Origin of the sequence: Endozoicomonas ascidiicola (genome assembly GCF_001646945.1) — a bacterium.
Taxonomy (GTDB): Bacteria; Pseudomonadota; Gammaproteobacteria; order Pseudomonadales; family Endozoicomonadaceae; genus Endozoicomonas; species Endozoicomonas ascidiicola.
In genome coordinates, this window is record NZ_LUTV01000003.1 from 409,466 (window position 1) to 435,754 (window position 26,289).

Here is a 26,289-nt window from a genome sequence, read left to right on the forward strand (position 1 = left end):
CTCAGAGTGCGGTATCGAAAGTGTTTGAGAGTGCCTGCAATCCATTGATAGCACTCGTCTTTTGACTTCCAACCAGGCTGTATCTGCGGTGTAGCCTGAAGCAGCTCCTCCACCTGCTGGAGCGATTTGATGAGCCGTGTGTCCATTATGATTTTCATCCAGTAATTTTGGACGAAAGATCAGAAATCACAGGCTCATTTCATATTGGAAACAAGGGCTCCGTTCAGGCTCATTTCATATTGGAAGAGACTTTTTCTTATTTTTTTCAGATTTTCTTGCTACCGTTATCTCGTCATATGGGAGTGTCCATTCTTCATGAGGGAACAACTCACGAACCTTTTTCTGGAAAAAAACATCACTTAGCATCTCATAGGTAATAGCTTTATAAGTACACTTCAATTCTATACTACCTATCATGTCGTGAATGCTTGGTATTTGCTTGTTTATTAATCTTCTTAAGTAATCTTTTACTGTGGATAACGATAATTTATTAGTGCCATTTTCCGCTTTTAGCGATAGCGGTGGTGATTTTCGAACTCTTTCAGCAAAAATACTGATAAGAGATTCTATAGATGTATCCTTTTCGTGTTGTAGAAAGGCTTTTAACTCATTTTTACGAATTTCAATTTCCTTTCTTATAGCGCATAGTTCGTTTTCAAACATTTTTTTGTCTGATGTTTTGATCAATCGGCCTAGATTACCAATTGGTTTCAAGAAAACCTCTCTCACTTCGAAAACCTTATCCGAAACATTATTTGAAGCTAGCTTCCGGTTATTATCAAAAATCTTGAAATGGGCTGAAAAACGACCTTCGTCATCTTTGTTCTCAATGAGTATGGGTTTTAGCTCTTTAGGGATATTGAAACGCATTTTTTTAATATCCATGCCATGAAGCTTAAGTTCAACAAATTCCAACCGGCTGTTGAAAGCAATTATCTTTCGGCTCAAGTCAAAATGTTGGGGCGGGTCATCACGCAAGCTCAGAGTTATTTTGTTGAGTTTTTTCAAGGTAAGTAATGATGCGTTATGTCTGTTTCTATCAAATAAGGGGGTCACGCGATTATCCGTATTGCCCTCTAGCGATGTGCCTTTTACAAGATTTTGAGCATCGTTAGCCAAAGACTCCACTTCGTCACCAAGCACCTTGATACAGTTGATCCCCCGCTTACACTCTCTTATTTCAATCAGTTCTGGCACTTGAGCGAATACCCAGGCCGCATCATCAACAACACAAAAAGCAAGGCGCACATCCCATAGCTCATAAATATTTACGCCATAATGATATAGCTCTAAAATAGCCTGATGATCTCCATAACCAAGTCGTCTGCTAGCCGGTGAAGTATCTGTTAAAATAATAATATCTTCTGCTTGAATAGAATCGGATGCTGACTTTATAGCCTCCGCAATATCCAGGGAGATCCCAGCGCCTAAAAATACTACTCTTTTCTTTGCCGCGCGTATATTTGCTGCCATTGAGCGACTGGTAAGTTTCTCAAGCATGTAACTGCCCCTTTTTCATTGTTGCATCTATTTGCCATATAAAAGAATTAATCGAGTTTTCTATACGTCAATATAGGCAGGATACACTTCAATAGCCACGATTCGCCTTAAGCAGTAATTGGGCGCTGTCGTGCATGATTAGGTTTAGTTAATATCTATTTGATAGGCGTCGTATAGCTAATGTGTATCACGTTATTAGAAACATGACCATCAAGCTCCAGCTCCAGCTCAAGGGAGTGAGCCATTATATGTTCTTGTGTCAGAGACCAGTCTTGATTGTAACTGCTCATTTTTTACTGGCAAATCTTTATTTTCAGACTCTTCCACAACAGTTTTATTGGGCTGTAGAGCAGCTTGCGGCAAATCTGCCAGTAAATTTTGAGCAGTTACTCTTGATTCAGCAATGCTTTTGAAAGTGCCAGTATGAGTCCTGGCGAGAGCTTTCATCTTGTGCTGGTCTATAGCATCACGACAAAGTCGCGGGATCAAAATATGTGTTACACCAGAGTTAACTCCAAGGCAGAGACCTGCTGGTTCAAAGTCAAAATATTTATTCCAGCATGAAGCTGAAGTGCACAGTGAGCTACTGAATACGACAAAAGAAACTTTCTACACTATTATAAAAGCGTGAATTTACACAGCTGAAGGTGGATAGATAACGGGTCTTGCTGATGAGATCAATCTCATACTAATCGACGAGTTTCAACATGAGGGTGCTCCCCCACCCGGAAAACAGCTTTGTATATTAATTTTGAAAGCTATGCATGAAATGTTGAGTTCACAGGGACCCTTTGCTGAAGCAGGAATCCCGCTCTTAAAAATTAAGAAAACTGCTGGAAGCCCAAAAAATCCAACCCGTTTCTGGTCCTACTGTTGATGGCGGTTACTGTCACTTTTACAAAAAGAGCAAAACCATTGATAAACTTCTGAAGGAACTGGGTGCTAGGTGACACAGGGTATTACCTTTCTGTTCACCGAGAGGGTAGAGATTATGAACGTATTGGTACTTTTGACTTAGGTATTCTGTTTATCGATGAGATTACTGTCGACTTGGCTTCCAAGCCGACGGTTGATTTAGAAATTTTTTCCAATCTTTAAAAGAGTTGTGTAGAAATAGTAAAGTGGAATTTATAAAGTGCGCTATCCCCGCTGATCCAATCCTCAGTAGTTCAGTGGCAAGTATTGTTCATACAAGCTTAAAGTACGCCCTACTTCTCTTTCCAGTCAAATACTGACCGGAAAGAGAGTGCAACAGTATCAATGGGTTAACTAAACCGTTCTGGCAATAAATACCTCGTGATTGATCCCAAGATGCTTATCCTGTTCTAACTGGTGAGCCATAATGCTTTGGTAATTATTATTCAGATACTGCAGCGTTCTAATAGCAGCTATCAGGAATATTGGTGTGATCAGAACGATGATCAGTACCGGGAATGACTTGAGAATATTCAAGTCAGCATTAATCAGCAAAAAGACAATCGGTAGGGCCGTTAACAACAAGCACCAGAACAAGCGGAACATTGGGGATACATTTGCTTCTGCATCTAGCTTTTTCGTAGCAATACCTGCCAGAGAATATGAGGTGCCATCCAGTGTAGTAACAGTGAATAGGATCATAGTTACCAGGTAAATGGCAGTTAATATCATCGACATCGGACTTTGATCAAAGATCTCCTTAACCAGTGCTGTTGGTTGGCCGGATTCAATCATTGCAACACCATCAATTGCACCGGTATCGATCAGGCTCATGGAATAGGTTCCACAAACACCAAAGATAACCGCGCTACCCAGAGTACCACCGATCACAAGAATCAGGATGACATCCCTCAGCTTCTGCCCTTGGATAATCTTGGTGATAAAGACCCCGACACCCGGAGAATATGAGATCCAGTTAGCTAAGAAAAACACTGTCCAGTACTGAGGAAATAAAGTGGATCCAAAAGGGTCAGTGTTAGTGCTCATACGCAAATATTCGGTCAGCATAACGCCTATGCCGTTAGTCATGTTATTCATGATTAGCGCAGAAGGGCCAATGATAAAAATCAGACCGACAAAAAAGGCACAGATATAGATAGTAGCACTGGACAATCTTGCCATGCCTTTCTCAATCCCGATATAGGAGCTCAGGGAGAAGATAACCGACAGACCGAGAATAACCCCAATACCTAGCATCAAGTTATCTGGAATGCCCGTCAGGCTTGCGATGTTGGAAGAAATCATCGGGATGCCTAATCCCAAGGTAAGAGCAGTAGCAGCCAGAGTCGTAATAATAAATAGCAGATCAACCAGCTTTTGTGCCCACACAGGCAGACGATCATTAAACAAGCTATTCAGAACACCACTTAGGCTCATTCGCTGGCTCTTTTTGATATAGAAAACCACCGCAAACGGAATCGCAACAATTAGATATATGAACCAACCGGCCGCACCCCAATGGAACATGTTATAGGCAGTCGCATACTCCATGGCCATATGCCGGTCGACAATACCAAACTGTGGATCCATAAAGTAATAGACGCTTTCAATAAATCCCCAGTACATAGTGCTGGCACCCATACCTGCTGACAGTGCCATGGCAAACAGCTGGAACTTGCTGAACTTTGGTTTGCTGTCTCCCATCCGGATATCACCGAAGCGAGAGAATGCCAGGTAAAGCAAGGTAACTGTGGCAAATAGTGTGTACCAGAGGAAACCGGCACCGAAGTTGATTACTGTAAAATCCAGCATCACACCCATTGTGTTCTTAACCGATTCAGGGTATAGCACGGCGAGAATGCCTAATAATAGTACGGCACCAAAACTGGTAAACGTCAGCTTTAGGTCAATGTCAGAGGTATGGAATTTCATGGCTATTGACTGCCTTTATTCAAATGAATAGGAGAGAATGGATGCTTCTTTCACCGCATCCCAGTCCATTTCAACACCGAGCCCAGCTCCCTGAGGTGCATGCACAAAACCATCCTTATTGGTACGGATAACGTTTTTGGCGCCATACTCAAAGTTTTCGTACGGGTAGGCCTGCTCAAAGAAGGTACAGTTATGGTGAGCAAGTGCGACATGGAGGTTGGCAGCCTGAGTAATGGTGTAACCCCAGCTTTGAATTTCCAGCGGCTTGCCATGAGCTTCAGCCAGGGCAAAGCATTTGTTCAGTGGTGTAATACCACCACAGACAGTGGCATCCTGACGAACATCAGACCACATGTCGTTAGCCAGTGCGTGAGCCACTTCCGGCAGGGTCAGCAGGCAGTTACCATGGCTTGATATTTGTACTCCCGTTTCGCGAACAAGGCGCTGGTACGACTTGTAGTCGTAATCTGACACGGGTGCCTCAAACCAGGCCCACTCATATTCCTCCAGCAGTTTGGCCATTTTCAGGGCTTCTTTCTGGGTGTAGTACATGGCGGTATCCAGCATGAAGTCGATGCCGGAATTTTTGTATCGCTCCTGCACCGCTTTCACCAGCTTCAAATCTTTTTCATACACGCAGTAACAGTGCAGCTTGATGGCTTTAAAGCCATGCTCAATACAACCATCAATAAATGGGAAGTACTCATCAACGGTGTCAAACATTGGTGTTGAAGAATACGACAGCATCTTGTTACGTGCCCCACCCAACATCTGGAACAAAGGCATTCCTGCCTTTTTACCCTTAATGTCCCAAGCCGCAATATCAAAGGGAGACTTGGCAACCAGCCCACCCCAGCTACAGCGGTTCATCAGCCAACGGTTTAATTCTTCAGTCATTAGAGCGTTCTTGCCAATGATACCGGGAGCGATGGTTCGCATGGCTTCAACAATACATTTGTCAAAATCATTTTCGGTATAGCTGATGGTCGCTCCTACCCCTTCCAAACCATCTTCAGTAATCATCCGAACGATGTTATTGGTATATAGCAGCGGTTCCTGATCATCAGCCCATGGCAGTTCATCAGCATTACGGTCCGCTACTGCGTATAACTCAACGCGGGCAATTTTACTTTCCAGCATGTTTTTACTCTCTAGAGGTCTTAAGTTGTTGTATCAGGCATTTTTTGCATTCTTGCCTGATTTTTGTTTAGCGAATCTTTTAGAAGCGGCTGCCGGCCTGAATCATTTGCTCTCTAACATCTTCACCTCGGATGTCACGAAAACCTCTCTCTTCCTGAATTGAGATGACAGTGGCATGAGCTGCCGCATGCCCATATTCAAAGGTCTGTGCCGTAACCCGTGCTGAAGCCAGTGCTTCGTGCTCTGCAGACAAACAACGACCAGCAACAATAATATTTTCCCCTTTCACAGGGATCAGAGCGCCATAAGGAACTTCATACCAGTCGTCCAGCAACCAGTGCAGTTTCGGTTTGGTGCCTGAGTGCAGTTCAATCGGCCATGGGGTACGAACAATACCGTCGGGGCGTTTACGACAACTGACCACATCTTCATTGGTCAGCTTAACAACCCCTTCAATGGAGCGGGTCTGACGGATACCAACCTCAACACCGGTATCCACCACGTAGCTGTTTTCACAGCCAGGTACATGGGCTTTCAGGAATCGGGCGTACTCACGCACCTGCTTCCGACCAAAGACTTCAGCTTCAGTAAAATCAACCGGATCAATAACATTAAGTACACGTCCATCCTGTCCAGCCAATCGGGTGGCATTGACCATCAACTCATTGGGACGAGTAGTTGGGAAAATCCAGATTTTGTGACGGGGCATCTGGTATTCACCGCTGGCATTCAATTCCAGAATCTTCTCAGTTACTTTCGCAGGACAGATGGTATCTTCACCAAAGAAGTCCAGATAGTTCTCCATCTCGACATTGCCAAGGCGGAAGAACATGGTTGGGTTCTGGATAACACCGTTATCACCAAAGAAGTACTCTCCTCCGGCTCGTGAAACCACGGCAGCGTCACCACTGGCATCGATAATGCGTTTGGCCAGAATCACCGATTGACCGGCATTTGATTGAACGACAACACCTTTGTATTTATCACCATCCATAATGACGCCAGTGACTGCTGTATGGAAAAAGACTTCAACGCCGGCTTCTTCCAGACACTCATCCGCCACTTCACGCCAGACCAGTGGGTCATGGGTAACCGTATAGGTTTTTCCGTAAATCTGTGGCTCAGTTACGCCACCACGTTTTTCCAGTCGATCGCGGAATTCTTCGGTAAAACCAAAGACCACTTGCTCAGGCTGGCGGTCCGCATTATCAGAAGCCTTAAACATGCCACAAATGGTCCCAGATAGACCGGCCACTGCAGCACCACCACAGAACCCGTATTTTTCTACCAGCGCTGTAGTCAGGCCATTCCGACCACAAACTGTTGCAGCAGCTACACCGGCAGAGCCGCCGCCAACCACCAAAACATCAACCTCTCTCAAGACAGGAAGATTAGGCGGACTGTCAAAACGGCTTTCAAGCTTCCACTGTTTCATGACACACTCACAATCGCTATAATCTGATATATCAGAGATATGCGAATAGTATCTTTGTGAGTTTTCAGGTTGCTGACCTACGTCAATAAAGCGTAATAAGCCTACCGGTAAATTTGTTCTGCCTTATTTTTTTGTTCCTGTTGAATAGTGATGTTTTGATGGATAATGATCTTTCTCTGAGTGACAAGGCTTATGAACAGCTTGAGTGCATGATTCTGTTTGAGGAACTTAAAGGTGGTGCCATGTACTCAGAGAAACAGTTGGCGGAGAGTCTGCAGATGGGGCGTACTCCCATCCGGGAAGCTTTGCAAAAACTGGCTTGGGAGCAAATGGTCATTATTCACCCTCGCCGAGGTATTCAAATTCCGGAAGTGTCTGTTGAGAGTCAACTGAAGCTACTGGAAGTAAGAAGACCTCTTGAGGCTGAATGTGTTCGGTTGGCTACACAGCGAGCGACAACCGAACAAAAGAAAGCAATGGAGAAACTGGCGGATGGAATTATTGAATGTTCAGAAAGTAACAATGATAGCGCTTTTCTGAACTACCTTCGGGAAATCCACCAGTTGTTAGTAAAAAGTGCCCGTAATGAGTATTTCATAAAAGCCATGTTGCCGCTGCAGGGACTTTCCCGCCGATTTTGGTTTCTGAATAAAGGGTCGGATACAGGTCATCCTGCCAGCCTGCATGCCGAGATTATGAGAAGAGTGGCTGCAGACGATGCTACTGGAGCCATAAAGGCTTCCAATAGCTTGATTGACTATCTCGTTCAGCAGGCAAAAAGCAAGTTGGATCGGTGAGCACTTGCTTAGCCAAGCTTTTGCAGAATCAACGCTTCTAACGCTTGTTGGTCTTTGGCAAAATTGCGAATACCTTCTGCAAGCTTTTCTGTTGCCATGGGGTCTTCATTCATGGCCCAACGGAATGCAGACTCATCCAGAACATTGTTTTGGGTATCCAGCCCTTGCTGATTTTCAAAGAGCTTCTGCTCCACTGGTGAATCAGCCTGCTCCAACATACTCAACAGGTCAGGTCCGATGGTCAGTGCATCACAGCCGGCCAGTTCCATTATTTCTCCGGTGTTACGGAAGCTCGCACCCATAACAATGGTTTTATGGCCGTGTTGCCTGAAATAATTGTAAATCCGGGTTACGGACTGTACTCCCGGGTCTTCGGCAGCTGCAAATTCCTTTTCTTCTGCTTTTTTATACCAATCCAGTATCCTGCCTACAAAAGGAGAGATCAGGTAGACACCTGCTTCAGCACAAGCCTGAGCCTGGGCAAAATTAAACAATAATGTCAGATTACAACGAACACCTTCCTGCTCAAGTATTTCAGCCGCTTTGATGCCTTCCCAAGTGGAAGCGATTTTAATCAATACACGCTTGGGATCTGCTCCCTGTTGCTCATACAGTTTCAACAATTCCCTGGCTTTGTTTACCGTTGCTTCGGTATTGAATGACAACCGGGCATCCACCTCTGTAGAAACCAGCCCTGGCACTTGCTGCTGGATAATCTTACCAATACCCACGGTTAACCAGTCGGCAGCATGAGTAACTTGTTCTGAAACATCATCGCTTTGCAATTTCCCATAACTGGTAGCCTCTTCCAGAAGTAACTGATAAGAAGGCAGCAGTGATGCCTTCAGAATCAGAGATGGGTTGGTGGTGGCATCCTCAGGCTGATAACGTTGTATCGCCTCAATATCTCCGGTATCGGCCACTACTTTTGTCATTTTTTTCAATTGTGCAAGTTGGTTTTGCATAGAATTTCTTTAACCTTCGGTAGTCATTTAGAATTCGTTTTTCAGAGCGTCATATAAACGTTTAAATTTGGTATAACGATCAGCATGCGCTGCCATCTGATCTGGCTCTGGAGTTGTGATTGCATTGATTTCAGGCGGCGGGCAAATACGTTGAAGCGCCTCATCACTCAGTTCAGGTTCCAGAGAAAGCATGGCCAGACGTGCTGCCCCTAGAGCAGGACCTACATCGCTGCTCTCGCTGTATTTCAGAGGCAACCCCAGAATATTGGCCAATAGTTGCCGCCACAGGTTGCTTCTGGCACCGCCACCTATAAGAGTCAGATGTTGAGTCTGAATACCCGTCTGCAGCAGTGCGTTCAAACCATCTTTCATGCCATAACCAATGCCTTCGAGAACAGCTCTGGTTAAGTGAGGACGTTGTGTATTGGCATTCATGCCAAAAAAGACACCGGAAGCTTTCGGGTTATTATGGGGAGTTCGCTCGCCAGAAAGGTAAGGAAGAAAGTACAGGTTGCTCTGAGATTCAATGGTTTCTGCTTCAGAGATAAGGCTGGCAACGTCTTTTGCACCTGTCAAATGGCATAACCAGTCCAGGCATGAAGCGGCGCTAAGCATAACGGACATTAGATGCCATTTGTCGGGTAATGCGTGGCAGAAACTGTGAACACCCTGCTCAGGATTACTTCTATATTCGTTATCCACAATAAAAATGACGCCGGATGTACCCAGAGATAAAATACCGTCACCAGCATTTATTGCGCCCACGCCAATGGCACCGGCGGCATTATCGCCTGCTCCAGCAGCCACCGGAACTTCAGACATTCCCCAGTGTTGAGCGTGTTCTGGAAGTAAACGACCTGCGACCTGTGTGCCTTCATAGACATCAGGCATGGCGGATGGTTGTAGGTTGCAGTTATTGATGGCCGTATTGGACCAGCTACGTTTTTTGACATCGAACCATAACGTACCGCTGCTGTCGGAACAGTCTGAACAAAAAGTTCCCGTCAGTTTAAAGCGCAGATAGTCTTTCGGTAAAAGGACGTGGCGGACTTTCTTAAAGATCTCAGGTTCGTGTTTATAAACCCACAACAACTTAGGTGCAGTAAACCCGGGCATGGCAATATTGCCGGTTATCTGGCGAAGTTCAGGTTGTGCTCGTTCAAGCTCATCGCACTCTGCAAAGCTACGACCGTCATTCCATAAAATAGCGGGTCTTAATATGTTGGTCTGCTCATCCAGCAACACAGCACCATGCATTTGACCCGAAAGACCAATGGCTTTTACCCCGTTAAGGTCATATTGTTTTTTCAGTTGTTCGATGGTGTCGCAAGCGGCTTGCCACCAAGACTCCGGATTCTGTTCACTCCAGAGTGGTTCAGGTCTGGAAACAGTCAGTGCTGAATGAGCTTTGGCTAGAATATCACCCTGCTCAGAAAGCAGAATGGTTTTGACGCCAGAAGTTCCGAGGTCAATACCTAGATACATGGGGCACCTGGTTAGAATAAGGATTGAAAGTAAAATCGGGCTCAAGTTGAGCCCGGTTATGATCAGTAGGAATTGAGTTTAGATCCGTGGACTTTGGTTTTCCGGGTACATGACCACTTCTACCGGAATGCTGCTCTGCTCTGGCTTCTGGCCATTTTTCAGGAAGTTATCCACAATACCAATGGCTTTAGCACCGATGAATTGAAAGTCCTGCACGACAGTGATTTTCAAGCTGTCTTCGTCCACAAGGCGTTTACCTTCAGCAGAACCATCAAAGCCAATAAGGTAAAAGTTGTTCAGGTCAAAACGATTATCATTTTTGATGGCGCCCAGAGAGCCAACAGCCATGACGTCATTCTCGTTGTAGATAACGTATTTGCCATTTTGATCAAGTGCGCTCAGTCTGGACTCAAGCACACTTTGAGCAACGTCCTGAGCAAAATCGCCAGTGAGTCTTACATAACGGCTTTCGTCATTCGCCAGTGCATTCCACTCAGCACCAGCCTGTTCAGAAATCAGGTGATCGTAGAATCCCTTAGCTCTGGTAAGGTGTGCGGAGTGACCATCCAAACCCTGCATATGAATGATACCAGCCAGTTCAGTTGGGTTGATGCCGGATTTGGTCACCAGCCATTCAGCCGCAAATTTACCACCATCTTCGTTGTCGGTAGCTACTTCCGCCAGAAAATCTACGCCATCAACCGTAGTGTCAACGGAAACCACAGAGATACCTCTGGCAACTGCATCATTCAATACACTGGTTGTAGCATCTTTGTTCAGGGGGTTGATAACAATGGCATCAACACCTTTGGTAATAGCATCTTCAACCTGACTGGGTTGACGGGTTGCATCGTTACCACCGTCGTATACTTCAATTTTATAACCCATTGCTTCGGAGGTTTTAACAGCGGAATCTGCCAGTACACCAAAGAATTCGTTGGAACGGTTAGAGATTAACAGGGCAATCACTTTTTCATCTTTTACCGCTTCAGTACTGGCAGTTTCTGTATCAGAGCAACCAGTCAGTCCGAACATGGCAGCAGCCAGAGTGGAGATAGCAAGCAGCTTTTTCATGGTAACAATCTCATATTGATAAATGTATTAATGAAAATTGGTTAGTCAGTTATTTCTTTTTAATGTCGATGACGACAGCCACAAGAATGACCAGACCTTTAATGACTTCCTGGTAGAAAGACGACACACCCAGCAGGTTTAATCCGTTATTGAGCATTCCGATAATCAGTACGCCCAGTAATGTACCGGTAATCCTGCCTTTACCACCGGTCATACTGGTGCCACCGATAACGACTGCTGCAATGGCATCCAGCTCAATGCCAATACCGGCGTTGGGGTAAATAGAGTTGTAGCGGGAGATATACAGAACTGCGGCCATGGAGGAGAGAAGCCCACAGAGAACGTATCCCCATATTTTTACTTTTTCAGTAGGGACTGTGGAAAGCCTTGCAGCTTCTTCATTACCACCGGTAGCAAAGAGGTGTCGACCAAATACGGTTTTGTTCAGCAGTACCCAGATAGCAGCAAAGATGGCCAGTAAAATCAGCATGGAAACAGGAATAATACTCAAGCTTCCACGGTTGATGAACTCTGCAGTAGAAGAGAACTGGCTGATGTTTCGTACTGGTAAACCGTTGGAGAGAATCAGTGTAATCCCCCGGTAGACGGTCATGGTAATCAACGTAGCAATAAAAGGCTGGAGTTTTACCTTGGCAACCAGAGCGCCGTTAATGAAACCAAGCAGTACGCCCAGAGCCAGACCAACAGGAATGGCGATAGCGGATGAAACTTGAAATTCAACAATGAGTGTGCCGGTAATCAGACCCACCAACGCCAGAATGGAGCCGACAGAAAGATCAATACAGCCCAGTAGAATAACAAAGGTCATGCCAAAGGCGATCAGACCGTTGATAGACGACTGTTTAAAAATGTTCTGAATATTATACAGCGTTAAAAAGTTTGGGTTCAGGGCGGTAAAGGTGGCACCCAGAAGCAGTAAAATAACGAATAGGCCGTATTTTTCGTACAGCTTGAAAAAGCTCATTTTGCCTGGCGTTGGCAGTGAAGCCTGAGAAGAGATACTCATTAATGAGCTCCTGTGAAAGCTAGCTTTAAGACTTGGTCTTGAGTCATTTGTTTAGTCGGAGAAATATTAACGATAGAGCCTTGATGCATCACCGCTAGACGGTCTGAAATTCCCATGACTTCAGACAATTCACTGGATACAACGATGATGGCAACACCCTTGCTTTTCAGTTCGTTGATGATTTCATAAATTTCTTTTTTAGCGCCGACGTCAACGCCGCGGGTAGGTTCATCAAGAATTAGAATTTGAGGCGCAGTTTCCAACCACTTGGCGAGAACCACCTTCTGTTGATTACCGCCGCTCAGATTTTTCAGTTTTTGTTTACTGCTGCTGGTTTTAATCCGAATGTCACGAATATATTGATCAGTCAGTGACGTCAGTTTTTTATCATCCACGAAACCATTCTTTGTATGGTTGTGGAGCGAAGGCAAAGAGGTATTTTCGATCAAATCAAAATCCAGAATCAGACCTTCTTCTTTACGATCTTCCGTTACGAATGCAAGGCCCAGTTGTTTGGCAATAATCGGGCTGGAGATGGACACTGGCTGTCCATTAATGCGAATTTCACCACTGTCAACGGGCTTACTGCCGAAAATGGCATGCATCACTTCTGAGCGACCAGAGCCCATTAGCCCTGCAAAACCCAGAACCTCACCTTCTTTTAAGTCAAAAGATACGTTTTTGAAGTATTTTTCCTGTGTCAGGCCGTTAACTTCAAGAATGGTCTTTCCTGGTTTGCAGGGAACATCTGGAAAGAGGTTGTCGATGCTTTTCCCCGTCATCATTTCAACCAGATCATCTTCAGTAACCTGAGCGGTTTCTCGAGTGCCTACATAGCAACCATCTCGAAGCACTGTGATTTGGTCAGACAGTTCAAAAATTTCATTCATTCGATGAGATACGTAAAGGAAACTCACGCCTTCACTTTTTAGTTTTCTAATAATTTTAAAGAGAGATTCAATTTCTTTATTGGTCAGAGCTGCAGTGGGCTCATCAAGAATGATTAAACGAGCATTAATTAACAGCGCCTTGGCAATTTCAATCATTTGCTGGCTGCCAACACTGATATCACCCATGAGCGTGTCTGGTGATAAATGTGAGAAATTCAATTCTTTTAGAACGCCCTCACAAACCTCATTCATTCTGGTTCTATCAATAAACCCATAGCGGTTTTTAATCTCTTTACCCAGAAACATATTGTCGGCAATGGATAATTCATTAACGACATTGAGCTCCTGATGAACATAGGCAATTCCAAGTTCCTGGCTGGAGGTAATATCATTTGAATCAACAGTTACACCATCAACGGTGGCTAAGTTACCGTTAATGGTTGGAAGCACCAATGTTCAGCAATTTTGCTAACCAATCGGCCAGCAGTTAACTTATTTGCCGCTGTAAGTTCCCGTCTCCAGGCCAGATAATGGGGTAGGTAACGAGTAGCAACCCCTTGGAATATGCCGCCAATCCAGCGTTTTAGATGTCTGTGATAAGAGTTTACAGTCTGGATGTGATAGATACCTTCAACAACATGTTGACCTGCCGATGTCACCAGCTCCTTAAAGTCAAATCCAAGCTTGTCTGCAAGTTTTTCATGTGCAAGGTGGGCATCCGCACAAACCGTGGCCTGTATCGATATACGGCCATTTAAATGCCTGCATAATTCATTAGCACTTTCGTTTTCCAGAACACCGTCGACGGTATTTCGATTGCGGTCCCGAGCCACCATCACCGGTACTTTTCGGGCTTTGTGGGGATCATTACCACGCTTTCTAGCTGGTCTTGGTAGGCCTTCTCTCTGCCCTTTGAAGGATTCACGGAAGAATGTTTCATCGAGCTCCGTAATGCCACAAAGCTCTTCTGCCTGGTCATTATTGATCACCTCAAGAAAGCGATGACGCCAGCGGAACGCGGTCTTCAAGTCAATGCCATTCTCAGCAGCAGCGGGTCGCAAGACCATAGAGTAAGTCATGCCTGTAAGGTACTTGCTCCATTTTTCAGGGTGCCTGAGCCTTGCCAAAGGTGTTCCGCTAAAAGCATTAAATGTGGAGTCACAAGTCTTGCAGTGGTAGCGCTGTCGGCCATTCCGTATACCCCAGCGACCAACGCTATGGCTTTTGCATCTGGGACATTTGGGGTTTTCTGCAAACTTGGACAGTATGCTTTTTTCTACGTCAGGTGTTGTATTATTGTTGGATAAAGATTTACTGCAAAGTGTTTCTGAATCAGTGGTTTCTACTGCCTCAGTAATTTCTATTTGGGCACTAATGAGCGAGGTGTTAAGAATGTCTCGCTGCTCACTGTTTAATGATGAAATGGAATCAATAAAATTCTGGAAGAGTTCAGATTGCATATCACTCCCCTACCACGTTGATTTTATAGGAGTTTAGCTGATTCAACCATTAACGGTAACTTAGCCATCAACGGTGATGTCACCGGCATCTTTACTGTAAACCCCGGACAGGATTTTTATCAGTGTTGATTTGCCCGCTCCATTCTCTCCCATCAGGGCATGAACTTCTGAATCAGCAATAGTAAGCTGTACATCTTTAAGGACATTGACTGATCCAAAGGATTTCAATATTCCATGCATTCTGACATTCAAGGAATCGCCCTCACGAGTTTATCTGTAACGTGGTTATTCAACAGTAGGTGTAGGTTGAATGGGTATCTGTAAAATGACGTTAACTGTCGTCAGTATTATGGAAAATACCAGACTCTGAAAACCATTCTGAATATGGCCACTGGTTGGCATTTAATCACACCTTTACGCCTCGAAAGAATGACAGAGGTCAACAAATAAGCAGCAATTTGTGACATGTTTTTTCATTTTTTGACCACCTCTTCTGCTTTAAAAAAGAATCCTTATCAGTGGACTTTTTTTACCGATTTTCTAACTACTAGAGTGGACTTAAATGTCTTTATTTCAGATATAGTTTTTTCATTTTCCAGACGATGGATCAGTGTCTTCGCTGCCAGTGCTCCCATTTCCCACTTAGGCTGATCTATCGTCGTCAGTGGTGGCGACGTGTAAGCTGCAAGCTCAATATTGTCGTAGCCAACGATGGAGATATCTTCAGGTACTCTCAGGCCCTTGTTTTGTAATGCACTTATAGCCCCAATAGCCATCAGGTCATTACCTGCAAAAAGCGCCGTAGGAAGAGAGTCTTGTTGTATTAATTGTTCGATGACCTGGTATCCACTTTTAGCCGTCAACGATCCTTCAATAGTCCAGTGCGGGTTTGCTGGAATGCTTGCTTCATGTAATGCACGATGAAAACCCGCTAAACGATCGCAACTGGGAGATAGTGTTTGAGGGCCACTGATGCAGCCAATTTTTCTATGGCCCTGCTCTATGAGATATCGTGTTGCTTCATAACCACCCAGCTCTGGATAATCCATAATAATGTCTGCATTTTTTACAGGCGCATGGCAATCAAGAATGACCAAGGGAACAGTGAGTTCCTCAAGTGTCCTGAAGAACTGGTCGGAGCTATGGGCGGACATTATAAGAAGGCCATCCACCCGTTTTTCTGCCAGTGTAGTCAGATAGGATGCTTGCTTCTTAATATCGGGCTGATCATCCTGACCGAAATTACATAGCACCAGATGGTAACCAAGTTCGTAACAGGTGGCTTCAACTCCATGAATAACTTCAGCAAAAAATGGATTAGCATTAGATGACGTTAGCATACCAAGGGTTTTTGTTTTGCTGGTTTTCAAACTGCGAGCCAGTGCGCTGGGTTTGTATTCCAGTTCATCTATAGCTCTTTTAACTTTCATCGCCACTTCCTCACTGACAAAACGAGTGCTGTTCAGTACGTGAGAAACGGTTGAAATGGATACGCCCGCCAGCTTTGCTACGTCCTTGATAGTTGTCATACTCAGATATGCCTTTGATGACTTTCTGTCTGCACGGACATAAACGTTTCTACCTCTACACGCGATGGAATTGAAGTCTGAGCGCCGTGACGCATAACAGACAAAGCTCCGCAGGCATTGGCGAAACGTACTGCACTGGTCATATTACTGCCTTCGCATAAAGAGACCAGTAAGCCACCATTGAACGTATCACCAGCAGCTGTTGTATCAACAGGTTCAACCCGGTAGGGAGCAATCATCTCTTGAGATAGTTGACCCTCGACTATCATGGAGGTGAAGGCACCTTGGCTTCCCATGGTAATGATGACGATACTGATTCCTTTATCATGCAGTACCTGTGCTGCCTGACTGGCGGAACTCTGACCCTGAACGACCACACCGGTGAGCATTTCTGCTTCTGTTTGATTTGGAGTGATCATATCGATGTTGGATAACAGGTCATCAGAGAGAGGTTTGGCCGGTGCCGGGTTGAGTACGACAAAGGTTTGGTTTTCTCTGGCAATCTTTGCTGCGGTAATAATACCGTCTTCCGGGGTTTCCAGTTGCGTCAAAAGATAGTCTGCATCTTTGATAGCTTTCTGGTGATCAATCACGAATTCCCGGTTCAAACGGTTGTTGGCTTCTGCGGCAATACCGATGAAGTTTTCTGCGCGCTGATCCACAAAAATCAAAGCAACGCCGGTATTAACACCTGCGATAGGCTCAACGGTTTCGGTATTGATGCCATCTTCAACAAACTGTCGGATCACCTGATGACCAAACCCATCGTCGCCTACACAGGCCATAAATTGAGTTGATCCTCCCAGTCTTGCGCAGGCAACTGCCTGATTGGCACCTTTGCCACCGGAGATAATGTTGTAACTATGTCCGGTAATGGTTTCACCGGGTCGGGGGAATTGGCTTACCCTGAGAACGTGGTCAGCATTAACACTGCCCAGAACAAGAATCTGTTTTTTCATAGTGTGAAATGACCTGACAAGGGGCATTTAAAAAACGACGCCAGAGCGTAGGATGATATTGGCGTAAGGTGTACATTCACCGGTTCTAACCACGGCCAGGGACTGGTCTGACAGAGTCTTGAATGACTCATGAGAAACCATAACTAAATTGACTTCGCGACCTTGTTTGTCTTCCAATTGGGCTATTCTTGTCGTTAACTTTTCAAACAAAGCTGGGCTGATTACGGCCAGCTCTTCGGCAACGACAACTTCTTCCACCTGTTGCTCTGACAGTACAACATCAAGGGTTTCCATAAAGCCGGGAACACCATGAGTCAGTGCCAGATCAATCCGCTGAACTTCGCTGCCAATAGGAAGGCCGCAGTCACAGATGGTTAGAGCCTGTCCATGACCTAAGCTTGCAACAGCCAGTGAGAGTTGAGTATTGATGAGCTTGCTTTTTTTCATGATGCAACCACTGTTGAAATCCGTTAAAACGTTTGCGCAAACGTTTTTATGGGTGCGACTGTATATCTGATGCGGACTGCATGAATTGATTCAGATCAAGAACAAAGCCGATCATCTGTTAACAGTAATCGCACAATGCCTTGTTATGGTTTGCAATAGCTTGTCATTGACAGATAAGTTTTCTCATATCCATAGTTAATTCCTGAAGCTGTTCTAGGCGGTATCAATTTCGCATATATGTATAGGATGTGAAGTCTTGGACTAGAGTGGTTGAATTCATCTATCCCTATGATTATGATGCTCGCAAGTCTTTATCACAGGCAACACTGTCTGATAGCTGCATTAATGCCCAAGACTTCAAACGAAGCTCAGGCAAGGCTGGCCGCCTTTGCAGTTAGTTACAAGGGATACCCTGTAAGGTGATAATAAATTTTGGAATGGTTCCCAGAAGGGACTATTCTGCTCGAAAACGGTGGGCCATAACCTCTTTCGGGCATTGAATTTATTAGTGTCCTTATGCCTGTTAAAAATATTGTCCGCACTGCCCCTGCCCAACGTCACTATAAAGAAATCTCCTACGAATCACAGGCTGCCAGCTGGCTTGTGTCTGATGGCTGGGAAGTTTTTCTACCAATGATTGATCACGATATGAAAACCGATTTACTGGTTGCGGATAAGCACAATTTTTACCGCATTCAGGTTAAGTCCCTGGATACCAACCAGGAAGATACAGTGGTTGAGAATAAGTGGGGAGATGCCGACTTGGATTACATCATATATTTCTCTCGACGCTCTCACTGGGGTTATCTGGCTCGGCCATTCCGCCAAAAAAGAAAACGGCTGAACTCTAAAGATCATATCCGGTTCCATCAGGATCGTAAGCCGTTCCTGAAAGCATTTGAGAAGATTTGACTTGGTGCTCTCATACCGGGGCGAAGAGCCTCGGTTAAGAAAATTTATTTTTTTTCATCACCTGCGCCGCAGCCATACAACCATTGATCTCTTAACCTCCACATTGTCTCTTGCGAGACGAGAAACGCCTCCCATGGTGGGAAGCGTAATAACAGGTGAGGTTCTCTCTCATGGCTAAGTCCAAATCAAGCACACCGATAACTCCAGAAGCCGCATCACGCATTCAGAGCAGTGAAGCTAAGGCTAATGGAGGGCAGGTATCCAGTGATGGTTTTGCTTCTCGTGCCCAGTCTGCAGCAGCGAAAAACTCCGGTTCAAAAAATAAATAAATAGAATAAGCAGGTGTTGTTGTGCAACACCTGCTTCACGGGATGGTTGAAGATGCGTAAATTCAGCAGTTGTAAAGAGATCGGCGCACTGGTCTCAAGAAAAGTTAATCAAGGGTGGTCATTTCAAAAAGGGAAATGTCATGGGAAACTAACGTCACCTTATGGTTCAATGATCACTGTGCCATGCTCTCCTAGCGACAGACGGGCTTTTCAGAATTTTAAACGCGACATGAAAGCCATCGAGAAGGAGTATAAAAGTGTCTGTTAAAATACCTGAACGCCCTTACCTGATGATTGGTGAAATATATCGTGGCCTTGCTGTAGCTTTAGGAACGAAAAATAAAAATTCTGATGTTGATAGAATGGCCCGTGATGGCGATTATGATCACCGCCTGAGAGAGAGGTTACTCAAAGATCTCTTTTATCAACCTCTTGCTTCACAGACAGATGAGCATTTTGCATCCTTAATATGCGAATTTATTGATTTTCTCATCGATGAATATATTTCTCTGGTGAATAAAATTGCCCTTGATGCTATGACAAGAAAAGAGTCTCTCCCCTTATTGGTAGAGCACTTCTTTTGTCGACACACAGAATCTCTTTTATCCTCAATTCACCGGTACTATGGCGGCCCAAACCCTGTCGATTATTGCAAAGCAAGTGATAATAATTTGATGGGTGTCGCTTGCTTATGGCTGGAAGGTAATGTCGGTTCTTTTTCATCATTTCTGACTCATGTCAGTACCAAGCAGGGCAAAGCGAAGAAAGATCAGTATCTTCGATGGAAGAAAGGAATAGAGATACCAAAGGCAGAGTCGATTACGGACATTTTAAATGACTTCCCAGATTCGCCGGATAAAACAAGTATAAGAATCCACCTGACTGTTGCCAGAACTCTTCAGTTTTTTTTGCAAAAGTACCGTCAGTATAATTTACAAGCCCATGTCGCTGTAGGCCAGAATAAGACAGAACCTTTTGATCTCGGAATGTTTCTCTCTAAAGCCAATATTCAGGCGGCTAAGAAATATTCAGACCTTCTGTCTTTATTTGTTCCGGTATCTCAAGCCCTTCGGCGTACAGTACCCAAAATGAACAACTCCAAAGCAGAAAGCTGGGCGTTATTAGAAGCTTTTGAAAGAAAAACATCGGAAGTTGACCCATCCGGTATTACAAGGCATTTCCTAGAGTGGCAAAAAGCACGCTGGTATGTTTATGCAGGTCAGTATAAAGAAGCATTGAAGCAGTACAAGATAGCGGCAGACTATACCTTTTACAGAGCCCACAACCTATCTCAGGCCCATGGAGTAGACCTAAACCTCCATGAAATTATAAGAGAGACTATGGCATTAGCAGCAAAAGAGAAATCACGTCCGCTAATGACAAGCCTGAAAAGCCAAGCCATAACTTTCGGATTATATGAGCAACCTAAAGGAGTTGATCCTCTTTCAAGGGCAAACAAGAAATCTAATAATCACATAATTGAAGACTGGGAAATTGAACAGTGGGATACAGGTTTCGCTCACATTTTTAAACCAGCGAATTGCTTTCCGGGATGTATTGATGAAGAAAAACATAAAATTCAGCTTCCGTTTCTACACCATGTAGAAGAAAAATATTTCAAGCGAGCCCCAGACCTGACCAATCCAGATCGTAGAATCGATGTGGGTATTTCAATTGGAGGCGAGAAACGCCGCTACCCACAGTTGATATGGCATACAGACTGTAATCATCCACATCACGTTAGGTCCCTCCTGAAAGCTGGAGCAAGGGTAGATCAGCTTTCAGATACATCAGATTCAGCACTTCTCATGGCAACCATTGAAGTTGTAAACACAGGCGATCGGCGTTGCTTTGATCTGATAAAACAATACCCTCATAAACATGAAACTATGAATATGAGGACGGATAAGAAGAAGTTGACAGTTCTTCTGGCTGCTATTGAGACGGGTCAACCTGAAATCGTAGAAACCATTCTGGACCTGGGTGCTGAAGTAGACAGGCGTGGTCATACAGACCATTCGACAGCGTTAAACCAGTGCATTAAGTATATTGGGAATGTCAAAAGTCCCCAGCAGGCACTGGCCAATATGTTGCAGTTAAACCCTGATGACCCCGTACTAATTGATGCAATTCGAAGAAACTCACATGGGATGATGGGCTTGACGGACGCGGAAGTCAGGAAAAGCCTTATTCGCTCTGTAAATGATAAAACGTCGAGAGCTTTCCAGGAGACTATTGCTGAGTACTTTCATGAGGAACAACAAAGCAGGTTTGAATATCAAAAGCTATTTCAAATAACCAAGCTTCTACTGGAGAGAGGAGCCGATCCTGATGCTACACATAAGAGCCCTATTCCAGGTTACACACCCTTGATGCTGGCATGTGAGCTGGATGAGTCAGAACTGGTGCAGCTTATGATAGAAAAAGGTGGCGACCCATATAAAACCTATCAGCATGAACTCTATCCAATCGACTGTTGGGATATAGCCCACTATTTTGGATCAAAGTCAGTATTAGCGGTTTTCGGACACAAGAAGCAGTGACTATTCACGGAGAGTAAGCCTGCGGAACTACCCCGCAAGCTTACTCTCCTTCACCGTGCTCCTGCTAGCCACCTCACTGAGTCGAACTGGTAACCATAAACAGGTCGTAATATTCCAAGTCGGCAACAAAATGCTGGTTCTAAGATTCAGGCAAAAGACAGCTATGCCCTTCTTTATTTGCACGCAGGCCGAATCCAGGAGCAATTGCTAAAGAAGGAACGTCTGATAACTCGTGCCGGTTAGCCAGATAAAGTTGGTGCTCATTGGGTGGAAGGTCGGCGTCATGTGAGGTATCAACGTGCAGCGCATTTAATAAGTACCCTACAAGTGCTTTACGAGTGGTAATGTTGCAAACTGGCTTATCAGTAAGTCCCAGGTCCAGCTTTAGTGCTTCCGGGTTGGGGTGCTTCGGATGCGGCATTAGGGTCACAACAACCTGTTCTTCCCACTCAGTATCGATAGGAACTTTACTTGGGGTAGTCGCGAGTTGTTTAGCTGACAGTACCCTGCTGAAACGGAAAGTGCGAAAACCAACTGCATCAAAATCATATACCCTGAAATACCACGCTCCTGCAGATTCGAATACCGCTAATGGCTGGATGAGGCGCTCATTCCGATTTGAGCTGGCTGAATAATAGTCGAGACTTATTGCTCTGGAGAGGGTCAATGCGGTGGTAATCTTGCGAACATTTTCTACAGATAAAGTGGTTGATAGTGTTGGCAGTCGATTCAGATCTGCTTCGTGTACTTTACTGACGATTCGCTCTACCTGCCGATAAGCCAGATACCTAAGAGCGTCTTCGGGCCCATGCGAAAATACAGGTATGAAATCCTCTGTCGCAAGGTAAGCCTTCTGGTTGGCATTGTAGTTAAAGTGACTAGGGAACCGGCCTCGATACTCCGACAACGCACGGGAAGCAGTAGCAACACTGATCTCTCCATGAGCCATCAGATCTGTACGCTTAAGGCGACCATAAAAAGACAGGTGAAAATCTATAATTTGAAGGAGCTTGTCTGTTCCGCTACTCACCTTAGCCTCTTTTGAAATGTCGTTCTGAATTTATCGTATTTAACACCATGGGCTGACCTAAATCCATATCTAATGATTTATATAAATATATATTCTCTGCATCAAATGATACATGTATCATGATATCAACAGAATCAATTATTATTCCTTGCCGAATACTGGCAAAGGACAGCTTGGTAGCAAGTAGGTGCAACGCAAGGTATGTCTGAACTAATAGAAATGCTGTCGGTTGATGGCTATGCTGCCGGAAAAATTGTCTCGGTCAGGTTGGACGGTAACACGAACGTCAATGGAATTAACGCTTCAGGTAAGACAACTCTTATCAAGATGACCCCTGCTTTCTATGCAGTGGCACCGTCAACGCTTCAGAGGCAGGATGCTAACCGACGGAGCTTTGCAGAATACTACCTGCCAAATGCAACTAGCTATCTCGCCTTTGTCTACGAGCGAGACGGTAAATTCATCACGGTTGTGATCACGCGTAAGTCTGGATCGAGCTCTCTTGTCTACCGTTTTGTTCAGGGACGGTGTCTGGAAAGCTGCTTCCTGCAAACGACTTTCGGAAAGCCGAACTTCGTCCTTAGTAGTAACTGGCGCACCCACATGTCCCTTGCAGGCTATGAAGTCTCTCGTAGTGTTGGTTATGATGACTACCGTCTCATCATTCAGTCCAGTTTGCGCTACACGAGCTCTGATCGGAAAAAGGCCGAGCTGATAAACAATTACCGTCGTTTGTACTCCTATCCAACCAATGGTCGGGACATGAGCAACATCCACCTATTGGCTAGCGCTGTGCTTCAGCGTAAACCAAGTATGGCTGCAATTAAGTCGATTCTTGAGAGTGTACTGATCAATCAGGGCTTCATCGACAACGGCGAGTTTGGTTTGAACCTCCCAACCAAAAAGGTGGACGATTGGATCGAGAACCGAAATGCATACTTGTTAGTGGATGAACAGCGGAGCAATATCATTGATCTTGTGGATAAACATGATTCCTATGAGGGTATTTGCGCTCGATTATCTGAGATCAAAAATCTTGCTCACCGGCGAAAAGAAAAGCTGCAAGAGGAACAAGAGTCGCTAACGGGAAAATTGCAAAAATGCAGTTCAGATATCACCAATTATAGCGAGCAAGAGCAAGCAGTCCGCACAGATGCCGGAGCGGAGATCCAACGGATTACCAAAAAAAGGACTGAGCAACAGGAGATAGCACAAGTTCTCGAACAGAAAAAAATGATGTTTGAGAGCCAGAATATACCAGAAAAGCAGGCCTTGGCTAAGCGGGTAGGGGAACTGCGAGATTTGCACCAACAAGCCGAGCAGCATTTTTATAAGCTCGAAAGAGGGGTGTCCGATCTCACCCAGTTCTACGAAAAAGCCCTTGCCAACGCTGAGTCAGAAGCTCGTAGTAAACAATCTCAACTGACTGAGCAGCGTAAGGGCTATGAGTTAGCGCATGAGCAGAGCTTGCGAGAAGAAGAGCAGAAGTTATCACAAATCCGTGCTGATATTGGACGTCAGCTGAATAAAAGCCAAAGTGAGGTGCATCAACAGATTCAAAAACTCTCCAGCAATATAGGCAAGATTACAGGCCAGTTGGAGAATGTCGCACCATCGTCAGAGATCACCGAGCAGCTTGAGTCCTTACGCAAAGAGCGAAAGCTAGCTGAATTCAATGTGGAGAACACACGGCAAGACCTTGATGCTGCCCGAGAGGAACTCAAACGGGCGGAAATTGTGTGTGAAAAATGCATTGCTGAGCAGCGTCGCCTTCAGGATGCGATGAATCAGACTGAAGAAGCACTTAACCAGGCTCGGGAACACTTTGCACCGAAAGATGGTTCACTGCTCTCTTTCTTGCGAGGCAACGTGCCAGGCTGGTCGGAAAATATTGCCAAAGTAATTGATCCTGATCTTCTGCTACGTAGTGATCTTCATCCGCGACTGATTGACGGTGCACATGCACTTTACGGAGTAGGTCTGGATGTGTCTGGCATTGAGGTTCCTGAGTTTGCTTGTGATCAAGCGCTACAGGTTGAGATCCAGCGACTTGATGAGAAACTAGCCCAACTCCATACGGACTGTGAGACACACAAAAAAATCGCTGGCTTGCGTCAGAAAGAGCATAGTCAGGCCACGAAGAACGTTGAGCGTGAAAAGTACAATCTGAAATCTTGCCAGAGTCAGCTCGCCGAAGCTAATAAAGACATCGATGAACTCAACATCCAAGCTGAACAATATATTGTCAAGCGCCGTGAAGCTTTTGAGAAGGAGAAGGCGCATCTGGATGAGCAGATGCGTGCGCAGCAGGCTCGCAACAACCATCTCCACAAGGAGGCTGAAAAAGCACTGGCTGACCTGGGTAAACGTCACAACGAATGTGTTGCCACTGCCAAAGAACAGCTCACCGAGCAGCTCAAACTGACTGATGCCGAGATCAATGCCGCTGTAGAAGCGCTTGAAATCCGTAAGTCTGAACTCCGTGAAGAAGAGGCTGCCCAAATGCGCGAACGAGGTATCGATGAAGTCGCGCTGGGCCGTGCACGTCAGAAAGCTCAGGATGCCAGCAGCGAATACATGGACGCTAAGTCGGCTATCACCTTCATCAATCGTTATGATGAGTTTATGAAGGAACAGTGGCCTGAGTATGAAAGGCTATCTATACAGCTCACTGAGCTGAACGCAGAAATCCAGGAGCTTAAGAACAAGCGTGATCAGACGTTAGGCGAGATACAGGTTGTGATTCACACGCTGACCTCAGAAAAGGAAGAGGTTGATGATCAGCTTTCAAAGGTCAATGACGATCTCATTATGCTAGACAACAACCTAGCCAGGATGGGGAGTATCGAGCTGCCAGACTCGGCACCACAGCTAACGACTATGCACTCCGTTATGTACTTGATGCAGCGCTGGCAGGATCAGTACCGCGAGGTCAAAGAGTTAAGGGCTACAGGTCGTGAACTGTTCGAGAAAGTCCGTAGAGCCTTTACCCGCAATGAGCGCTCGAGACCTTTTGAATTCTATCAACGACTGAGTAGCGAGATGCGCGATACGAATAAGCGATGGGAAACTGAAGATCTCTGGGCTGTAGCAGCGCCTCACTTGCTTGAATATCTTAATAATGCGCACAAGAATAATGCTGACCTGCTGCGTGACAGCGCCAAGATGCTCGGTCAAAACCTAAGCGATTTCTCTGCCCAGTTGGAGCGTGTACACAAGCAAGTGAAGACTTTGGGCAACCAAGTGACCGGCCAGACGGAAACTATCTGTAGCGACTTCGAGGCTTTGGACAAGCTCAGCGTGAAGGTGTTCAGTAACATGGATAAGCTCGACTACTACACCTCGCTCAGGTCATTCGCACAGATCCACAACGACTGGATCGCCACAAATCTCGACTCGTTGCCGAACGATGAGTATTTGCACCGGCTGGATGGCATCAAGAACATGATTGAGAAGTCTGGTCTGACGGTAAAAGTTCAGGATAGCTTCGGTATCGAGGTGCGTATCATTGACCAAGGGATAGAAAAGATCGCTCGTCGTGACAAGGATATGGACGGGATATCGTCTAACGGTGTTAGCTATCTGATCATCATCTTAATTTACAATGCACTGGTGAACCTGTTGCGAGGTGGTGCTGAAGACATACTGGTGTGGCCAATCGATGAGCTCAAGGACTTTGATCTCAATAATACCAGAGCCCTGATCGGGCAGCTGAACGGTGACAACATCCGTATTTTCTCGGCATTCCCCGATCCTGACCCTGCAGTACTGCGCTACTTTCAGCACCTGTATCAGGCCAAGGGGCGGAAAGGTTCCAATAAGCGGAAGTTGGTGCGTTTTGCAGAGGTCGACGTGCCTAGCGCCACCGATGATCTTAAGTCAATAATGACCACGCCCAAACCCAACAACTAAAAGCCTCT

22 protein-coding genes are annotated in these 26,289 nt (G+C 45.2%); 6 read left to right on the top strand and 16 right to left on the bottom strand.

From position 1 onward, the window contains the following. Positions 1 to 234: 234 nt before the first annotated feature. The 5 genes from AKL11_RS09360 to AKL11_RS09380 all read right to left on the bottom strand — a co-directional run bounded on the left by AKL11_RS09360 (position 235) and on the right by AKL11_RS09380 (position 6,922). Complete coding sequence (locus AKL11_RS09360; RefSeq protein WP_067516711.1) at positions 235 to 1,500, bottom strand: hypothetical protein; 1,266 nt, start codon at positions 1,498 to 1,500, stop codon at positions 235 to 237. A gap of 228 nt (positions 1,501 to 1,728) precedes the next feature. Then, a complete protein-coding gene (locus tag AKL11_RS09365; protein WP_067516713.1) occupies positions 1,729 to 1,947 on the bottom strand; it encodes a hypothetical protein in 219 nt (72 codons plus the stop codon). 822 nt (positions 1,948 to 2,769) lie between these two features. After that, a complete protein-coding gene (locus AKL11_RS09370; protein WP_067516715.1) occupies positions 2,770 to 4,347 on the bottom strand; it encodes a BCCT family transporter in 1,578 nt (525 codons plus the stop codon). Positions 4,348 to 4,362: 15 nt separating this feature from the next. After that, positions 4,363 to 5,487: a mandelate racemase/muconate lactonizing enzyme family protein gene (locus AKL11_RS09375; RefSeq protein WP_067516717.1), complete on the bottom strand. Its 1,125-nt coding sequence runs from the start codon at positions 5,485 to 5,487 to the stop codon at positions 4,363 to 4,365. A 79-nt stretch (positions 5,488 to 5,566) separates the two neighbouring features. Further along, the gene (locus AKL11_RS09380; protein ID WP_067516719.1) at positions 5,567 to 6,922 is read right to left on the bottom strand and encodes an FAD-dependent oxidoreductase; all 1,356 of its coding nucleotides are present in this window, start codon (positions 6,920 to 6,922) and stop codon (positions 5,567 to 5,569) included. Positions 6,923 to 7,080: 158 nt separating this feature from the next. On the opposite strand from AKL11_RS09380, the gene AKL11_RS09385 reads away from it, so the two are divergent. Next, a complete protein-coding gene (locus AKL11_RS09385) occupies positions 7,081 to 7,719 on the top strand; it encodes a GntR family transcriptional regulator (protein ID WP_067517300.1) in 639 nt (212 codons plus the stop codon). Between the two features lie 8 nt (positions 7,720 to 7,727). Here the strand turns inward: AKL11_RS09385 and tal are convergent, their stop codons facing one another. The 10 genes from tal to rbsD form a co-directional block, all read right to left on the bottom strand. After that, positions 7,728 to 8,684: a transaldolase gene (tal, locus tag AKL11_RS09390; protein ID WP_067516721.1), complete on the bottom strand. Its 957-nt coding sequence runs from the start codon at positions 8,682 to 8,684 to the stop codon at positions 7,728 to 7,730. A gap of 27 nt (positions 8,685 to 8,711) precedes the next feature. Beyond that, on the bottom strand, positions 8,712 to 10,169 hold the full coding sequence (gene xylB, locus AKL11_RS09395) for a xylulokinase (RefSeq protein WP_067516724.1): 1,458 nt from the start codon (positions 10,167 to 10,169) through the stop codon (positions 8,712 to 8,714). 78 nt (positions 10,170 to 10,247) lie between these two features. Further along, positions 10,248 to 11,243 carry a sugar ABC transporter substrate-binding protein gene (locus tag AKL11_RS09400; RefSeq protein ID WP_067516725.1) on the bottom strand — a complete coding sequence of 332 codons (996 nt, stop codon included), beginning with the start codon at positions 11,241 to 11,243 and terminating at the stop codon, positions 10,248 to 10,250. A 49-nt stretch (positions 11,244 to 11,292) separates the two neighbouring features. Then, positions 11,293 to 12,270 (bottom strand): ABC transporter permease, encoded by a 978-nt coding sequence (locus AKL11_RS09405; RefSeq protein ID WP_216636486.1) that lies wholly within the window; start codon positions 12,268 to 12,270, stop codon positions 11,293 to 11,295. Continuing rightward, complete coding sequence (locus tag AKL11_RS09410) at positions 12,270 to 13,610, bottom strand: sugar ABC transporter ATP-binding protein (RefSeq protein WP_067516727.1); 1,341 nt, start codon at positions 13,608 to 13,610, stop codon at positions 12,270 to 12,272. The genes AKL11_RS09405 and AKL11_RS09410 overlap by 1 nt, the downstream gene beginning before the upstream one ends. Further along, complete coding sequence (locus AKL11_RS09415) at positions 13,583 to 14,620, bottom strand: IS1595 family transposase (RefSeq protein ID WP_067516729.1); 1,038 nt, start codon at positions 14,618 to 14,620, stop codon at positions 13,583 to 13,585. The genes AKL11_RS09410 and AKL11_RS09415 overlap by 28 nt, the downstream gene beginning before the upstream one ends. A 60-nt stretch (positions 14,621 to 14,680) precedes the next feature. Continuing rightward, positions 14,681 to 14,860: an ATP-binding cassette domain-containing protein gene (locus tag AKL11_RS09420; protein ID WP_067516731.1), complete on the bottom strand. Its 180-nt coding sequence runs from the start codon at positions 14,858 to 14,860 to the stop codon at positions 14,681 to 14,683. 275 nt (positions 14,861 to 15,135) lie between these two features. Beyond that, on the bottom strand, positions 15,136 to 16,149 hold the full coding sequence (locus tag AKL11_RS09425; RefSeq protein WP_067516733.1) for a LacI family DNA-binding transcriptional regulator: 1,014 nt from the start codon (positions 16,147 to 16,149) through the stop codon (positions 15,136 to 15,138). 2 nt (positions 16,150 to 16,151) lie between these two features. After that, complete coding sequence (gene rbsK / locus AKL11_RS09430) at positions 16,152 to 17,108, bottom strand: ribokinase (protein ID WP_067516735.1); 957 nt, start codon at positions 17,106 to 17,108, stop codon at positions 16,152 to 16,154. Between the two features lie 27 nt (positions 17,109 to 17,135). Then, complete coding sequence (rbsD, locus tag AKL11_RS09435; protein WP_067516738.1) at positions 17,136 to 17,555, bottom strand: D-ribose pyranase; 420 nt, start codon at positions 17,553 to 17,555, stop codon at positions 17,136 to 17,138. Positions 17,556 to 17,803: 248 nt separating this feature from the next. Between rbsD and AKL11_RS25625 the strand changes: the two genes are divergently transcribed. From AKL11_RS25625 to AKL11_RS09445, 4 genes are all read left to right on the top strand, one after another. Beyond that, positions 17,804 to 17,953: a hypothetical protein gene (locus AKL11_RS25625; RefSeq protein WP_172807261.1), complete on the top strand. Its 150-nt coding sequence runs from the start codon at positions 17,804 to 17,806 to the stop codon at positions 17,951 to 17,953. Positions 17,954 to 18,071: 118 nt separating this feature from the next. Then, positions 18,072 to 18,467, top strand: a complete 396-nt coding sequence (locus AKL11_RS09440; protein ID WP_067516740.1) for a group I intron-associated PD-(D/E)XK endonuclease — start codon at positions 18,072 to 18,074, stop codon at positions 18,465 to 18,467. Positions 18,468 to 18,637: 170 nt separating this feature from the next. Further along, entirely contained in the window at positions 18,638 to 18,796 is a 159-nt protein-coding gene (locus AKL11_RS24560; protein WP_095210287.1) for a hypothetical protein, read from the top strand. A 257-nt stretch (positions 18,797 to 19,053) separates the two neighbouring features. Beyond that, the gene (locus AKL11_RS09445) at positions 19,054 to 21,339 is read left to right on the top strand and encodes an ankyrin repeat domain-containing protein (protein WP_067516742.1); all 2,286 of its coding nucleotides are present in this window, start codon (positions 19,054 to 19,056) and stop codon (positions 21,337 to 21,339) included. 139 nt (positions 21,340 to 21,478) lie between these two features. On the opposite strand, the gene AKL11_RS09450 is transcribed toward AKL11_RS09445, so the two are convergent. Continuing rightward, the gene (locus AKL11_RS09450) at positions 21,479 to 22,369 is read right to left on the bottom strand and encodes a WYL domain-containing transcriptional regulator (RefSeq protein ID WP_067516744.1); all 891 of its coding nucleotides are present in this window, start codon (positions 22,367 to 22,369) and stop codon (positions 21,479 to 21,481) included. A 201-nt stretch (positions 22,370 to 22,570) separates the two neighbouring features. Between AKL11_RS09450 and AKL11_RS09455 the strand changes: the two genes are divergently transcribed. Continuing rightward, positions 22,571 to 26,281 carry an ATP-binding protein gene (locus AKL11_RS09455; protein WP_095210288.1) on the top strand — a complete coding sequence of 1,237 codons (3,711 nt, stop codon included), beginning with the start codon at positions 22,571 to 22,573 and terminating at the stop codon, positions 26,279 to 26,281. The last annotated feature ends 8 nt before the right edge of the window (positions 26,282 to 26,289 follow it).

What these genes read in the sequence shown, in the direction of transcription:
- AKL11_RS09360 (WP_067516711.1), bottom strand. Translation starts at nt 1,500, where the DNA reads ATGCTTGAGAAACTTACCAGTCGCTCAATGGCAGCAAATATACGCGCG.
- AKL11_RS09365 (WP_067516713.1), bottom strand. Translation starts at nt 1,947, where the DNA reads ATGAAAGCTCTCGCCAGGACTCATACTGGCACTTTCAAAAGCATTGCT.
- AKL11_RS09370 (WP_067516715.1), bottom strand. Translation starts at nt 4,347, where the DNA reads ATGAAATTCCATACCTCTGACATTGACCTAAAGCTGACGTTTACCAGT.
- AKL11_RS09375 (WP_067516717.1), bottom strand. Translation starts at nt 5,487, where the DNA reads ATGCTGGAAAGTAAAATTGCCCGCGTTGAGTTATACGCAGTAGCGGAC.
- AKL11_RS09380 (WP_067516719.1), bottom strand. Translation starts at nt 6,922, where the DNA reads ATGAAACAGTGGAAGCTTGAAAGCCGTTTTGACAGTCCGCCTAATCTT.
- AKL11_RS09385 (WP_067517300.1), top strand. Translation starts at nt 7,081, where the DNA reads ATGGATAATGATCTTTCTCTGAGTGACAAGGCTTATGAACAGCTTGAG.
- tal (WP_067516721.1), bottom strand. Translation starts at nt 8,684, where the DNA reads ATGCAAAACCAACTTGCACAATTGAAAAAAATGACAAAAGTAGTGGCC.
- xylB (WP_067516724.1), bottom strand. Translation starts at nt 10,169, where the DNA reads ATGTATCTAGGTATTGACCTCGGAACTTCTGGCGTCAAAACCATTCTG.
- AKL11_RS09400 (WP_067516725.1), bottom strand. Translation starts at nt 11,243, where the DNA reads ATGAAAAAGCTGCTTGCTATCTCCACTCTGGCTGCTGCCATGTTCGGA.
- AKL11_RS09405 (WP_216636486.1), bottom strand. Translation starts at nt 12,270, where the DNA reads ATGAGTATCTCTTCTCAGGCTTCACTGCCAACGCCAGGCAAAATGAGC.
- AKL11_RS09415 (WP_067516729.1), bottom strand. Translation starts at nt 14,620, where the DNA reads ATGCAATCTGAACTCTTCCAGAATTTTATTGATTCCATTTCATCATTA.
- AKL11_RS09420 (WP_067516731.1), bottom strand. Translation starts at nt 14,860, where the DNA reads ATGCATGGAATATTGAAATCCTTTGGATCAGTCAATGTCCTTAAAGAT.
- AKL11_RS09425 (WP_067516733.1), bottom strand. Translation starts at nt 16,149, where the DNA reads ATGACAACTATCAAGGACGTAGCAAAGCTGGCGGGCGTATCCATTTCA.
- rbsK (WP_067516735.1), bottom strand. Translation starts at nt 17,108, where the DNA reads ATGAAAAAACAGATTCTTGTTCTGGGCAGTGTTAATGCTGACCACGTT.
- rbsD (WP_067516738.1), bottom strand. Translation starts at nt 17,555, where the DNA reads ATGAAAAAAAGCAAGCTCATCAATACTCAACTCTCACTGGCTGTTGCA.
- AKL11_RS09440 (WP_067516740.1), top strand. Translation starts at nt 18,072, where the DNA reads ATGCCTGTTAAAAATATTGTCCGCACTGCCCCTGCCCAACGTCACTAT.
- AKL11_RS24560 (WP_095210287.1), top strand. Translation starts at nt 18,638, where the DNA reads ATGGCTAAGTCCAAATCAAGCACACCGATAACTCCAGAAGCCGCATCA.
- AKL11_RS09455 (WP_095210288.1), top strand. Translation starts at nt 22,571, where the DNA reads ATGTCTGAACTAATAGAAATGCTGTCGGTTGATGGCTATGCTGCCGGA.